The sequence below is a fragment of the Streptomyces sp. NPDC049954 genome (genome assembly GCF_040656295.1).
In the GTDB taxonomy this organism is placed as follows: Bacteria; Actinomycetota; Actinomycetes; order Streptomycetales; family Streptomycetaceae; genus Streptomyces.
Genome location: NZ_JBFALS010000009.1, coordinates 196,662 through 210,776, shown reverse-complemented (window position 1 = coordinate 210,776; position 14,115 = coordinate 196,662). Strand labels below are relative to the sequence as shown.

Here is a 14,115-nt window from a genome sequence, read left to right as displayed (position 1 = left end):
GGCGCGCGCGCGCGCCGGGGGGGCCCCCGGGGTGTGTGGCGGCGTTAGGGGGGGCGGGGCCCGGGGGGGGGCCCCCCCCCCGGGCCCAGCGCCCCCTCTTTGTTACCCGAGCGAAGGAGCCTGTCATGGCGGTCCCGTCCGGCACCGAGATCCGGTTGGCCTCCCGTACCAGCCCGATGGCCACGTACCAGGCGCAGACCACTCTGCGCCTGTTGCGCGCGGCCTGGCCCGATCTGCGTTTCCGGCTCGTGCCGGTGCTGACGCTGGGCGACCGGCACACGGGCCCGCTGGCCTCGGTCGGCGGCAAGGGCGCCTTCGTGAAGGCCATCGACGACGTGCTGCTGGGCGGGGGCGCGGAGCTGTCCGTGTCCTGTGCGAAGGATCTGCCCAGTCCCCACGACCGGCTGCCGGGCATCGTGCGCGGCGCGGTGCTGGAGCGCGACGATCCGCGGGACGCCGTGGTCCTGCCCGGCGGCGTGCGCCCGCTCGGCCTCGACGCGCTGGAGCCGGGCACCGGTGTGGGGACGGGGGCCCCGCGGCGGATCGCCCAGCTGCGGTCCCGCTACCCCGCGCTGCGTCCGGTGCCGGTGCGCGGCAATCTCGACGGGCGGCTCAAGCGGCTGGACGAGGGAGCGCACGGTCCGGGCGCGCTGGTCGTCGCGCGCTCGGGGATGCTGCGGCTCGGGGTGCAGGACCGGGCCGCCGAGATCCTCGACCCCGCCGAGTGGCTGCCCGCGACCGGCGCGGGGATCGTGTGCGTCGAGCACCGGGCGGGCGACACCGCGATGGCCGAGCTGCTCGCCCCTGTGAGTCACGCGCCCACCGAGGTCGTACTGCGCGCCGAACGCGCGGCGCTGGCAGCCCTGTTCGGCGACTGTGCGACGGCCGCCTCGGTGCACGCGGTACTGCACCGGGACGGCGCGCTCACGGTGCACGCCGCGGTGTTCGCGCCGGACGGCTCGGCGGCGGTCCGGGTCGACGCGCGCGGGGAGGGCACGGAGCCGGTCGCGGTCGGCGAGGAGGCGGCGCGTCGTCTTCTCGCCGCGGGCGCGGACCGGTTGCTGCCGCACGCGTGGGCGGGGCGGCGTTCGGGGGCGGCAGGCGCGCGCTGAGCGCGCTCCGGCCGACGCGCCGGGCCGGGGGCGTCCCCGGCCCGGCGTGTCGGTCCCGAGGAGTTCAGGTCCGCTCCAGGGCGACCACGGCGTTGTGGCCGCCGAAGCCGAAGGAGTGGCTGACGGCCCGCCGCAGGTCGACGCGGCGTGTCGCCTTGGTGACGCAGTCGATGGCGAACCCCGGGTCGGGCGCGTCGAGGTTCGCGACCGGCGGCACGAGACCGTGTTCGAGGCTCAGGACGGTCAGGCCCGCCTCGATGGCCCCGGACGCGCCCATGCAGTGCCCCAGCACCCCCTTGGGCGCGGTGACGGGGGGCCGGTGCGGGTAGAGCCGGGCGATCAGCGCGGCCTCGGTGGCGTCGTTGAGCACGGTGGAGGTGCCGTGCGCGTTGACGTGCTGGACGTCCTCGGGTGTCCAGCCGGCCTCGCGCAGCGCCGAGCGCGCCGCCACCTCGGCGATCTGCCCCGAGGGGTGCGGGCGCGTCGGATGGTGGGCGTCGGTGGAGGCTCCGAAGCCCGCGAGGCGGGCCCGGCACCGGGCGCCTCTGGCCCGGGCGTCCTCCTCGCGTTCCAGGACCATGATGGCGGCGCCCTCGCCCACGACCAGGCCCGAGCGGTCGGGCGCGAAGGGGCGGCAGGCGCGGGCGGGATCGCCGTCCGTGCGGGCCGCGGCCCCCGAGGTGGCGAAGGCCTGCATGACGAGCGGGAACACGAGGGACTCGGTGGCCCCCGCGACGGCGATGTCGCAGGCACCGGAGGCCAGCAGGTCCCGCGCCACGGACAGGGCGGTCACCCCGGAGGAGCAGGCCGTGCAGGGGGCCATGCTCGGCCCGTTCGCGTGCATGCGGATGGCGATCTCGGCGGCCGGCATGTTCGGGATGGTCAGCAGGACGGCCTGGGGGGAGGTCGCCCCGGGGCCGCGCCGTTCGTAGAGCGCCGCCTGTTCGGTCAGCGAGGCCGTTCCGCCGCTGCTGGTGCCGACGACGACCGCGACGCGGGTGCCGTCCCAGGTAGCGGGGTCGTGTCCGGCGTCCGCCACGGCCTCCACGGCCGCGAGCAGTCCCAGGAGGGTGAAACGGCCCATCCGGTAGGCCGTCCTGCCGCCGACCGCTCCGGCCAGGTCGCCGGTGACGGTGCAGGCGAAGTCGATGGGCAGGCCCGCGAGTTCGGGCTGCGGCCGGGCGGTCGACAGCCCCGCGCAGACGCCCTTCCAGGTCGATTCGGCGTCGCCGCCGGCCGGAGTGATCATGCCCAGGCCGGTGACGACGACGGCGGGCGCGTTCATCGGGCGGCGTTCTTGGTGGCGCGGTCGAGGTGGCCGGTGATCTCGGCGAGGGTCGCGTTCTTGTGGACCTCGCCGGCGTCGACGTCCACCCCCGTGCGCTCCTTGAGCACGACGGCGAGTTCGGCCACGGCCAGGGAGTCCATCTCCAGGCTGTCCACGGTCGCGTCGGGGCGGAGTTCGGCGAGCGGGATCTTGAACGTGCCGGTCAGGATGTCGAGGATCTCCGGGTGGATCGTGCCGGAGTCGGTCTCGGTCATGGTGATTCCTCCATGAGAGGTCGCGTTGCGGAAGGGGAGGGGAAGGTCGGAGAACAGGGCGGCGAGTGGCCGCGTCCGGGTCCGGTGGACCGGCGTCAGCGCGCGGCGCCCACCGCGGCCGCGGTCAGTGTCCCGGCGGAGCCCTCGGTGCGGACCGGGTCGCGGTGCCACGGCCCCTCCGGGTCGTCATAGGTGTCGACGTAGTCGGGGCGGGCCAGCGGAAGGGCGTCGAGCACTTCGGGCGGTACCGAGAAGGCCCCGGTCAGCGCGGTGGCGCGCGGGGCGAGTGCGGCGACGAGTGCCTCCCGCAGTCCGGGCAGCTCACGCACCTGGTGGGCGGTCAGCTGCCCCTCGGCGAGGAGGTCCGCCGCCGTCCCGTCGAGGCGGACGAGGGCGAACAGGGTGCGCAGGTCGGCGAGCGCGGTGCGCTCCGGGGTGCCGTGCGCGAGGCCGGCCTCGGCGGCGGTCAGGGCGTCGAGCGCCTGTCCCACGGCGTGTGCCTCGACGAGCCGGAGCGCGGCCGGTGCGCCCGCGTTCCAGCGTTCGAGGGCGTCGCCCGCGGGGACCGAGCGCATGGCGGCGCGGGCGCGTTCGTGGTGCAGGGACTCGGCGGCGGTGAACAGGTCCCGCTGGAAGCCGGGATCGGTCAGTTCGCGTCCCGCCGGCCCGGTCGCGGGCCGGGGCACGGCCGGGGAGGCCACCAGTTCGGCGGCGGCCTTCGCGTACACCGGGAGGTTGTCGCCCTCGGCGGTGATCGCCCCCTCGATCCCGGTGACCAGGAAGGGCAGCAGGTTGTTCGCCAACAGGCCCTGAGCACCGCAGCGTTCGCGGCACTCGGTCAGCACGGAGCGGGCCTGCCAGGTGATCCACGCCTTGGCCACGGCGCTCTCCCGTGCCGCTTCGGCGGCCGCGGCGGGGGCGTGGTGCAGCCAGCGGTGGAGCGCGGCGCGGTGCAGGAGGTTCATCGCGTACGTCGTCGCGAGGGCCTCCACGAGGGGCGCGTGGTGCGTGCGGTGCGCGAGCAGCGGGACACGCTCACCGGCCCGCACCCCGGTGATCGTCCGGTGTCCCGCGTAGCGGACGGCGAGGGTGAGGGCCAGCCGGGCCGAGCCGACGGCCGAGGCGCTCATGCAGATCCGGCCGGCCGTGACGCGGCCGATCGAGACGAGGAAGCGCCGTCGGCGGCCGGCCACGGCAGCGGTGAAGGCCCCGTTCTCGTCGACGCCGCCCTGGTCCCCGGTGAGCAGGCCCGAGCGGGGCACGAAGACCCGGTCGAAGGAGGTGAGGCAGTGGTCGACGGAGCTGCCCATCCGGTCGGGCAGTCTGCGCACCCGCACTCCGGGCAGCGTCCCCCCGGGTCCGGTGAGATCCACCAGGAACAGGAAGACGCCCTGGTCGGTGCCGTCCCGGTCGATCAGTCGCGCCGCCACGACCGCGGTCTTCGGCCCGCCGCACGGACTGGTGTTGGGCATGAACTTCTGCGCTCCCGCGTGCGGGGTGGTGAGCACGAAGCCGGATCGTTCGGCGTCCCATTCGGCACGGGTCTCCAGGGCCACCGCGTCGTTGCCGTGCGCCACCTCGGTGCACAGGAAGGTGCCGACCCGGTCCACCGCCTCGTACGGGCCGAGGTCGCGCGCCCCGGGGCCCTCGTGGTCCACGAGGCTGCCCAGGAACAGGTTGTAGTGGATGCCCGCGACCGTCGAGAGGTCCGGGTCGACTGGCGCCGTCCACTCGTGCAGGCTCGCCAGCGCGGCGAGGTCGCGGGCGAGCCCGAGGCCGCCGCCCGCCTCCGACTGGACGTCACGGACCTGACGCAGGCGCCGGTACGCGGTGCGCAGGCGCTCCTCGCGGTCCGTCGTCCCGGTGGGCAGCAGGGTGTGCCGGGCGACGAGGGCGCGCCAGCGTCCGGCCTCGGGACCGATGAGCAGGGGGGTCAGCCCGTCGAGCGTGCCGGGCAGTCGTGTCGTGTCGTGCACGTCCACTGTTCTCCGTTCTCCGTTCTCGACCAGGAGGCGGGGCTCCGGGCGGGGGGTATCGCAGGTCATGGGCAGCAGAGGGCGAGAACCACGTTGTGGCCGCCGAATCCGAAGGAGTGGCTCAGCGCGGTGGCGAGCCGCACCGGCCTGGGTGTCTTGGTGACGCAGTCCAGGTCGAACGCCATGCCGCTCAGGTCGAGGTTCGCGACGGGCGGCACCACTTGGTGTTCCAGCGTGAGCACCGACACCACGGCCTCCAGGGCCCCGGCCGCGCCGAAGGTGTGGCCGATGGTGCCCTTGACCGCGGTGACGACCGGGGGGCGGGCGTAGGTGCGGGTGATGACGGCGGCTTCCATCGCGTCGTTGAGCGGGGTCGAGGTGCCGTGCGCGTTGATGTGGTCCACGTCCTGCGCGGCCCAGCCGGCGTCCCGCAGCGCGGCGCGCACCGCGTCCCGGGCGCCCGCTCCGTCGGCCGGCGGGGCGGTCGGGTGGTAGGCGTCGGTCGAGGAACCCGTACCGGCGAGCAGGGCGCGGACGCGGGCGCGCCGGGCCCGGGCGTGGGCGAGGCGTTCGAGGATCACCACGCCCGCCCCCTCGCCGAGGACGAAGCCGTCGCGGTCCTCGGCGAACGGGCGGGAGGCGGTGGCGGGGTCGGTACGAGTCGACAGGGCCCCCATCCGCGCGAAGGCGGCGAGCACGAGCGGGGTCAGGAGGGACTCGGCGCCACCGGCGACGACGAGATCGCACTGCCCGGTGTCGAGGAGGTCGCGGCCCACCGCGAGCGCGCTCGCTCCTGAGGCGCAGGCCGTGGTGGGCGCGAGCGAGGGGCCCCGGGCGCCGAGGGCGATGGCGATCTCGCCCGCCGCGGCGTTGGGCATCATGAGCGGGACGAGGGAGGGGGCGACGGCCTCCGGTCCCCGGCTGTCGAGGCGTCGCACGTTGTCCACGAGCGCCGACACCCCTCCGACACCGACACCGAGCACCACCGCGACCCGTGCCCCCTCCCAGGTGGCGGGGTCGAGTCCGGCGTCCCGTACGGCCTCCCGGGCGGCGATCAGCGCGAGTTTGCTGAAGCGCCCCATGCGCCAGGCCGCGCGGCCTCCGACCTCCGCGTCCACGTCGATGTCCTCGGGCAGGGCGCACCCGAAGTCGACGGGCGAGCAGCCCAGTTCGGGCAGCCGCCGGGCCAGGGAGCGCCCCGCGCACAGGGCCTCCCACAGGGCCTCGGTGCCGAGCCCGGCCGAGGTCACCGCGCCCAGGCCGGTGACCGCCACCGCACGACGGTTCACAGGTGATCACCGCCGGGCGCTCGCCGTCCTGGCGTCAATACACGCTCCATGGACTTTCCTTGAGTTCGAGTGGTTTGGACTGGACAGTCGGCCGTCGGTGGACCGGCAACCGCGGCGCCCCCGGTGACGCAGCCCGCACCGAGCGGTGCGCGGGTGGAGGGGCGGCGGGGCGGGCACGGCCCCGTGCGGACACCGTCGCCGGATCCCGGCGGGTCCGGTCAGCTCCGCGCGAGGAGCCCCGGCCGGGAGGCGGTCCGCGTGGACGCGATCGGCCTCCTCCCCTCGTGGGGAGCGGAGGGCCGCAGAAACCGTTCGCCTCCTTGCCCGCGCGGAGGCTCGGGATGCCCGGCGGGGCCCGCGCAGGACAGGGTCCGCACGGTTCGCGGGCGGGACGGACGGCGTGGTCGTCTCCGTGCGCGGCCCGGGACCGTGCCGGATTCCGGTCCCGCCGCGCAGGCGCGGGGGGAACCGGTTCCGTACACGAACCGGGCTGCCGAGGCCGGGAACTGGCCGGCAGGAAGGATGTCCGCCCCGGTCCGGACGGCCACTGCCGCGCCCCGGCCCGGAAGGCGCCGGCCGGACCTGGCCGGGTGCCGGCGCCGCGGTGGTCCCCATGCGGGCGGCCCGGTCTCCCCGGCCGGACACGTGGCGGCCTTGTGGGCCGGGTCCACCGTCGCTGCCGCCGCTCGCACGAACCGCCGTCCGCCCCCGTCCCCGCGTCGGTCCGCCGGCCCCACGGGCCTCTCCCGGGGTGGCGGAAAGGCCGCGTGGATGGCCGTACGGAAGAGCACGCGGCCGCCGAACCGCTCGTACACCGTCGCGCGCGGAAGAAGCGTCCCGAAGCGCACGGGGCCGTCGAGCGGCATGACTAGCGACTGCATCACACTCCGTCACAGAACTGGCCGTACACAGGCATAAGGAAACAAACTCGCCACGGAGAAACATTCCGGCAAGATCGGCCAGGACATTCCTACCGCATCACGACCCGTTCCCGGTCGCAAACCCGCGGCCGCCCCGCACCCATAGTGGCCGCTACCTGCACAAACGCCGTCACGTGACGCAGCGTGACCCTGGGGACTTCACTCGCTGGGAGGACGGCAGCCGTACGGCTGATTCCGGACAGTCGCTCACGGACGGGCTCCGGCGCCGGCCCGGAGACACACCGAGGCCCGCCCGCGCCCTCGCCCCCACCGGCCCACGGGGCGGTCGATGCACACCGCCGCACGGCGACGCCTGCGGAACCCGGGCTCTCCCCCGGACCCGGGCGAGAGCCGGGCCCGCCCCGGTTTCACGAGCGTCAGGACGACTCGCGCACGATCAGCTCGGGGTCGAAGAGCACCGCCTCGGCCTCGGCCGGCCCACCCTCGATGCGCTCGTGCAACAGCCGGGCCATCTCCGCCCCCATGGTCTCGACCGGCTGACGTACGGTCGTCAGCGGCGGGCGGCAGGTCGTCGCAGCCGCACTGTCGTCGAACCCGACCACCGAGACGTCCCGCGGGACGCGCCGCCCGTTCTCGCGAAGCACCTGGCAAGCCCCCTGTGCCATCAGGTCGTTGGCCGCGAAGACACCGTCCAGGTCGGGCACCTGGTGCAGCAGCTCACGCATCGCCTCCTCGCCGCTGGCGAGCGTGAACCCGCCCTCGACGAGGGGAACATGGGCCTTCCCCCGGCGGGCCAAGGCCTCCCGGAAGCCGGTGAGCCGGTCCTGGCCGGCGAGCACGTCCAGTGGCCCGGTGATCGTCACGATCCGCCCGCGACCGCGCTCCAGAAGGTGTTCGGCGGCCAGCCGGCCCCCTTCGCGATGGGCGAGATCCACGTAGCTCAGGGGTACCGGGATGCCCGGCCGGGCGAACAGCACGGCGGGGACCCCGGTCTCCACGATCCGCGCGGGCAGGGGGTCCGCGGCATGGGTCGAGACCACGAGCGCGCCGTCCGCGCTGCCCTGCCGCAGATAGGCGATCACCTGCTCCCGGGTGACGTCCGTCTCGGCGAACAGCAGGACGGGGTGCAGGGAGCGCGGGCGCAGATACCCCACCACCCCGCCGACCACACGACCGAAGAAGGGGTCCGCGAAGACCCGAGCGGCGAAATCGGCGCCCTCCGCGTCACTGCCCGCCCCGGAGACCACGAGCGCGATGGTGCCCGCGCGCCGGGTCACGAGCGACCGGGCCGCCCGGTTCGGCGCGTAACCGGTCGCCGTGATGGCCTCGCGCACCGCCGACTGGATGGCGGGATCGACATTGCGCACCCCGTTGACCACCCGCGAGACGGTCGCCCGTGAGACCCCGGCCACCCGCGCCACATCCTCCAGCGTGGGTGCTCCGGTCCGGGCCTGCGGCTCTCTGCTCATGACAGCAGCCTAACCGAGCGGAGAGCGCTCTCCGCGGCCTTTCCCCAAGCCCCGCGAGAGGGGCGGGAGCGCGTCAACCCGTGTCCGAAAATCACCTTCCCACACTCTCGCGGACCGGAGCGAGGGCGGGACGATAACGGAAACGAGGAGTTCATCTTCCCTTGACACGAACTTGTCAGCGACGGAACACTCCAGAAGTGGGAGAGCGCTCTCCCACCGCGTCGTACGTTCTGCGGCCCAGCTCCTGACGGCGGGTCGAAGACGGGGGAGTACGCGGCACCGGAGCGCTCTTCCCCCCATCCGCTCGGACGACAGGAGGTCTCCCATGGCGAGGAGATCGCGTTTCCGCAGCTCGACATACGGTTCCGGCATATTGGTCGCGGCGGCCGTGCTCGCCGCCTCGGTCGGCCTGGCGCTGCCCCAGGCCTCGGCGGGCGAGGCCCCGAAGGCGTCCTCGGTGGCCGCGAGCGTGAGCGACCCGTCCGCGGGCGCCGCACAGCACGCGGGCCACGGCACCCATCAGGCACCGGCGGCCCCCGCCGTATCCGGTGACGACCCCGACGGCGACGGCTACATCCCGGCCGATCCGCCGGTGACCGGAGTGGAACCCTCCCAACAGCAGCCCCCGCACCGCTACTTCCACGAGTTCCAGGCGCACTGTGCCCCCTCGCACACCGCTCCGGACGACCCCATCGTGTTCCCGGGGCAGCCGGGCGCCTCGCACGACCACACGTTCATGGGCAACGTGCACACGGACGCCAACTCCACCACGGCGTCCCTGGACAACGGGCCCACGACCTGCCTGGCACCGGGCGACAAGTCCGGCTACTGGATGCCCTCGCTCTACAACGGGGACCAGAAGATCCAGCCGGTGGGCCCGCAGACCATCTACTACAAGTCCGGCGTCACCGACTACACCAGCGTCCGGCCCTTCCCCAAGGGACTGCGCTTCGTGGTGGGAAGCCCGATGCAGACCGCGGAGGAGTTCCGCAACCACAAGGGCTTCGTCGAGGGCTGGGAATGCGGTGAGAGCTACTTCAACACCGAGTTCCCCGCCAGCTGCCCCACGGGACAGGACGTCCAGCTCAACCTCCGCTTCCAGGCTCCCAGTTGCTGGGACGGGAAGAACCTCGACACCCCGGACCACACGAGCCACATGGCCTACCCGGTGGTGAAGGAAGGGACCAACAACAACGTGTGCCCGGCCGATCATCCGGTGGCCCTGCCGATGATCGAGTTCAAGATGGCCTGGCCGGTCAACGGCGACACCTCGAAGCTGAGGCTGGCCAGCGGCGCGGCGCACACCTTCCACTACGACTTCTTCAACGCCTGGGACGACACGACGCTCAAGGCCATGGTCGACCACTGCATCGTCGGTGGGCTCCAGTGCGACGTGCGGGGTTACGACGAGAACAATCCCGACCGGGGCGCGGTTCTCGACGAGAACTACGAGCTCCCCTGACCGGCCCCGGCTTACCCCTCTGACTGCCTGCCCGCGCCCGCATCGGCGCGGGCGGGTCCCCCCACCCACGGACTCCCGAAGGAGCCAGTCACGATGCGCAGAAGCAATACCGCCCTGGCGGTGACAGCGGCCCTCGCCGCCGCCACCTTCGCCCTTCCCGCCCCCGCCGCCCAGGCGGCCGGCTCAGTGGTGAAAGTGACGGGCAGCCAGGGCAACTGGCAGCTCACGGTGGACGGTTCGCCGTACACCGTCAAGGGCCTCACCTGGGGCCCCTCCCCCACGGACGCTGCGAAGTACCTGCCCGACGTGAAATCGATGGGCGTCAACACCATCCGGACCTGGGGCACGGACGCCTCCAGCGCCCCGCTGTTCGACGCCGCCGCGGCCAACGGCATCAAGGTGGTGGCCGGTTTCTGGCTCCAGCCCGGCGGCGGCCCCGGCAGCGGCGGTTGCGTCGACTACCTCAAGGACACCGACTACAAGAACGACATGCTCGCGGAGTTCCCGAAGTGGGCGGACACCTACAAGGACAACCCGGGCGTCCTCATGTGGAACGTCGGCAACGAGTCGGTGCTCGGCCTGCAGAACTGTTACAGCGGTGACGCCCTGGAACAGCAGCGGGACGCCTACACCACCTTGGTGAACGACATAGCCAAGAAGATCCACGAGGTCGACCCCAACCACCCGGTCACCTCGACCGACGCGTGGACCGGTGCCTGGCCGTACTACAAGAAGAACGCACCCGACCTCGACCTGTACGCGGTCAACGCCTACCAGGACGTGTGCGGGGTCAAGAAGGCCTGGGAGGACGGGGGTTACGACAAGCCGTACATCATCACGGAGACCGGTCCGGCCGGCGAGTGGGAGGTCCCGGACGACGCCAACGGCGTCCCGCAGGAGCCGACCGACGAGGAGAAGGCGGCGGGCTACACCCGGGCCTGGGACTGCGTGACCGACCACCAGGGCGTGGCCCTCGGCGCGACCATGTTCCACTACGGCACCGAGTACGACTTCGGCGGCATCTGGTTCAACCTGCTGTCGGCCGACGAGAAGCGGCTGTCGTACTACAGCGTCAAGAAGGCCTACGGGGCGGACACCTCGCAGGACAACACGCCGCCGGTGGTCAAGGAGCTCACCGTCGACGGGGGCGCCTCGGCGGTCCCGGCCGGCAAGGAGATGACGGTCACCGCCCCCACCGAGGACCCGGACGGTGACGCCGTCACCTACGAGGTGCAGGTGGGCAGCAAGTACATCGACGACGCCTCGGCCCTGCAGACGGTGGAGGCCACCGACCTGGGCGGCGGCAAGCTGCGCTTCACCGCCCCGGACCGCACCGGCGTGTGGAAGATCTACGTCAAGGCCAAGGACGGCAAGGGCAACGTGGGCGTCGGCACCACCTCGGCCAAGGTCGTGGCGCCGCCGGTGGACGGGACCGACCTGGCGCGCGGGAAGACCGCCACCGCCTCCACCTTCCAGCCCACCGGCACGGGCTGCCCCTGCGGCCCGGAGAACGTCGTGGACGGCAACGCCGGCTCGCGCTGGGCCAGTGACTGGAGCGACCCGCAGTGGCTCCAGGTCGACCTGGGCGAGAAGACCGCGTTCAAGCACATCCAGCTCGACTGGGAGTCGGCCTACGCCAAGGCGTACACCATCCAGGTGTCCGACGACGGGGAGAGCTGGCGGACGGTGCACGAGGTGACGGACGGCAACGGGGGCATCGACGACTTCGACGTCAGCGACAGCGCCCGCTACGTCCGGCTGCACGCCACCGAGCGCGGCACCGGATACGGCTACTCACTGCATGAGTTCGGCATCTACGGCTGATCGACAGCACCACCCGGGCGAGGGCTGTGCCCCCCATCCCAACGGATGGGGGGCACAGCCCTCGCCCTTTCATTTCTTGGCCGGATCGAGCCGCCGCCCCGTTCCCCCTCACCACTTCTCGAAGCGGTCGAGGAACCTGACGGACTGTCAAACCTGCTCGTAAAAAGTGTTATCCAGTGCCTTCACGCGGTTCGGCGCCCCGACCTGGGAGCTTGCTGGAAGGACCTTGTGCACAAGTCTTGACGGCTCATGGCTGCGCGGATGACGATCCTGACGAAGGAAGCGAGAGAGCGCTCTACCGCCTCGGTTCCTCCTTTCCGCACTTCTTTCAGGCACCCCCTTTTCCTCCGTCTCCAGGAGACCGACATGGCTGCTTCGCGCACACAGGCAAGACCGAGACCACGACGAAGATCCCTCGTGGGCACCGTGGTGCTCGCCCTGACCGGGGCGCTTCTGGCGTTCCTTCCCGCGACCTCCGCACAGGCCGCACCCGTACTGCTGTCGCAGGGCAAGAACGTCACCGCCTCCAGCCAGGAGAACTACGGCACTCCGGCGGTCAACGCGGTCGACGGGGACAACGGCACCCGCTGGTCCAGCTCCAACAGCGACCCGCAGTGGATCAAGGTCGACCTCGGCTCGACGTCCTCCGTCAGCCAGGTGGTCCTGCGCTGGGAGGCCGCGTACGCGAAGAGCTACCGGATCGAGTTCTCGACGGACGACCAGAACTGGACCTCGAAGTACTCGACGACCACCGGCAACGGGGGCGTGGAGACGCTGAACCTGAGCGGCGACGCGCGGTACGTGCGGATGTACGGGACGGCCCGCGCCACCCAGTACGGCTACTCGCTCTGGGAGTTCCAGGTCTTCGGTTCCACCGGGGGCGGCGGCACGGACCCCTCGGGTCCGATCACCGGTGGCGGGGACCTCGGTCCCAACGTGAAGGTCTTCTCCCCCTCCACCCCGAACATCCAGCAGCAGGTCGACGCGATCTTCCAGCAGCAGGAGTCGGCACAGTTCGGCGACGGGCGCTACGCGCTGCTGTTCAAGCCGGGCACGTACAACAACCTCAACGCGCAGATCGGTTTCTACACCTCGATCGCGGGCCTCGGACTCAAGCCGGACGACACGACCTTCAACGGTGACGTGACGGTCGACGCCGGCTGGTTCAACGGCAACGCGACGCAGAACTTCTGGCGTTCGGCCGAGAACCTCGCACTCAACCCGGTCAGCGGCACCGACCGCTGGGCCGTCGCCCAGGCCGCGCCGTTCCGCCGGATGCACGTCAAGGGCGGCCTCAACCTCGCGCCCAACGGCTACGGCTGGGCCAGTGGCGGCTACATCGCCGACAGCAAGATCGACGGCACCGTCGGCCCGTACTCGCAGCAGCAGTGGTACACCCGCGACAGCTCCGTGGGCGGCTGGACCAACGGCGTGTGGAACATGGTGTTCTCCGGTGTCGAGGGCGCGCCCGCCCAGGGCTTCCCGGCCCAGCCGTACACCACGCTGCAGAACACACCGGTCTCCCGTGAGAAGCCCTTCCTCTACCTGGACGGCAACGACTACAAGGTGTTCGTCCCGGCCAAGCGCACCAACGCGCGCGGCGTCTCCTGGGCCGGCACCCCGCAGGGCCAGTCGCTGCCGCTGAACCAGTTCTACGTGGTCAAGCCCGGCGCGACCGCGGCCACCATCAACCAGGCACTCGACCAGGGCCTGAACCTGCTGTTCACCCCGGGCGTCTACCACCTCAACCAGACGATCGACGTCAAGCGCGCGAACACCGTGGTCCTCGGTCTCGGTCTCGCGACGATCATCCCGGACAACGGGGTCACCGCCATGAAGGTCGCGGACGTGGACGGCGTGAAGCTGGCCGGTTTCCTCATCGACGCCGGACCGGTCAACTCGCCCACCCTGCTGGAGATCGGTCCGCAGAACTCCTCCGCCGACCACGCGGCCAACCCCACGTCGCTCCAGGACGTGTTCGTCCGCATCGGCGGCGCCGGCCCCGGCAAGGCGACCAACAGCGTCGTCGTGAACAGTGACGACGCGATCATCGACCACACCTGGCTCTGGCGGGCCGACCACGGCGCCGGAGTCGGCTGGGAGACCAACCGCGCCGACTACGGGCTGACCGTCAACGGGGACGACGTCCTCGCGACCGGTCTGTTCGTGGAGCACTTCAACAAGTACGACGTGCTGTGGAACGGTGAGCGCGGCCGCACGATCTTCTTCCAGAACGAGAAGGCGTACGACGCGCCCAACCAGGCCGCCATCCAGAACGGTTCCACCCGGGGGTACGCGGCCTACAAGGTCGCCGACTCGGTGAACACGCACGAGGGCTGGGGGCTCGGCAGCTACTGCAACTACACCTCCGACCCGGGCATCGTGCAGGAACACGGCTTCGAGGCCCCGGTGAAGCCGGGCGTCAAGTTCCACGATCTGCTGGTCGTGTCGCTCGGCGGGATGGGCCAGTACGCCCACGTCATCAACAACACGGGTTCGCCCACCTCGGGCACCTCCACGGTGCCGTCGACGGTGACTTCCTTCCCGTAAACGGCCGTTG

9 protein-coding genes are annotated in these 14,115 nt (G+C 72.2%); 4 read left to right on the top strand and 5 right to left on the bottom strand.

All coding sequences use genetic code 11. The features are described 5' to 3' along the window. Nucleotides 1–125 precede the first annotated feature (125 nt). On the top strand, nt 126–1,112 hold the full coding sequence (gene hemC / locus AB0J21_RS22260) for a hydroxymethylbilane synthase (protein WP_363147806.1): 987 nt from the start codon (nt 126–128) through the stop codon (nt 1,110–1,112). Nucleotides 1,113–1,176: 64 nt separating this feature from the next. Here the strand turns inward: hemC and AB0J21_RS22255 are convergent, their stop codons facing one another. From AB0J21_RS22255 to AB0J21_RS22235, 5 genes are all read right to left on the bottom strand, one after another. Further along, nucleotides 1,177–2,397 (bottom strand): beta-ketoacyl-[acyl-carrier-protein] synthase family protein, encoded by a 1,221-nt coding sequence (locus AB0J21_RS22255; protein ID WP_363147805.1) that lies wholly within the window; start codon nt 2,395–2,397, stop codon nt 1,177–1,179. Continuing rightward, nucleotides 2,394–2,654: an acyl carrier protein gene (locus AB0J21_RS22250; RefSeq protein ID WP_363147804.1), complete on the bottom strand. Its 261-nt coding sequence runs from the start codon at nt 2,652–2,654 to the stop codon at nt 2,394–2,396. The genes AB0J21_RS22255 and AB0J21_RS22250 overlap by 4 nt, the downstream gene beginning before the upstream one ends. 95 nt (nt 2,655–2,749) lie before the next feature. Further along, on the bottom strand, nt 2,750–4,630 hold the full coding sequence (locus tag AB0J21_RS22245) for an acyl-CoA dehydrogenase family protein (RefSeq protein WP_363147803.1): 1,881 nt from the start codon (nt 4,628–4,630) through the stop codon (nt 2,750–2,752). Nucleotides 4,631–4,695: 65 nt separating this feature from the next. Next, nucleotides 4,696–5,919, bottom strand: coding sequence for a beta-ketoacyl-[acyl-carrier-protein] synthase family protein (locus AB0J21_RS22240; RefSeq protein WP_363147802.1), 1,224 nt, complete (start codon nt 5,917–5,919; stop codon nt 4,696–4,698). Between the two features lie 1,297 nt (nt 5,920–7,216). Beyond that, entirely contained in the window at nt 7,217–8,269 is a 1,053-nt protein-coding gene (locus tag AB0J21_RS22235; RefSeq protein WP_363147801.1) for a LacI family DNA-binding transcriptional regulator, read from the bottom strand. A gap of 325 nt (nt 8,270–8,594) precedes the next feature. Between AB0J21_RS22235 and AB0J21_RS22230 the strand changes: the two genes are divergently transcribed. From AB0J21_RS22230 to AB0J21_RS22220, 3 genes are all read left to right on the top strand, one after another. Next, a complete protein-coding gene (locus tag AB0J21_RS22230) occupies nt 8,595–9,731 on the top strand; it encodes a DUF1996 domain-containing protein (protein ID WP_363147800.1) in 1,137 nt (378 codons plus the stop codon). A gap of 93 nt (nt 9,732–9,824) precedes the next feature. Beyond that, nucleotides 9,825–11,555: a discoidin domain-containing protein gene (locus AB0J21_RS22225; protein WP_363147799.1), complete on the top strand. Its 1,731-nt coding sequence runs from the start codon at nt 9,825–9,827 to the stop codon at nt 11,553–11,555. A 366-nt stretch (nt 11,556–11,921) separates the two neighbouring features. Then, nucleotides 11,922–14,105 carry a discoidin domain-containing protein gene (locus AB0J21_RS22220; RefSeq protein WP_363147798.1) on the top strand — a complete coding sequence of 728 codons (2,184 nt, stop codon included), beginning with the start codon at nt 11,922–11,924 and terminating at the stop codon, nt 14,103–14,105. The last annotated feature ends 10 nt before the right edge of the window (nt 14,106–14,115 follow it).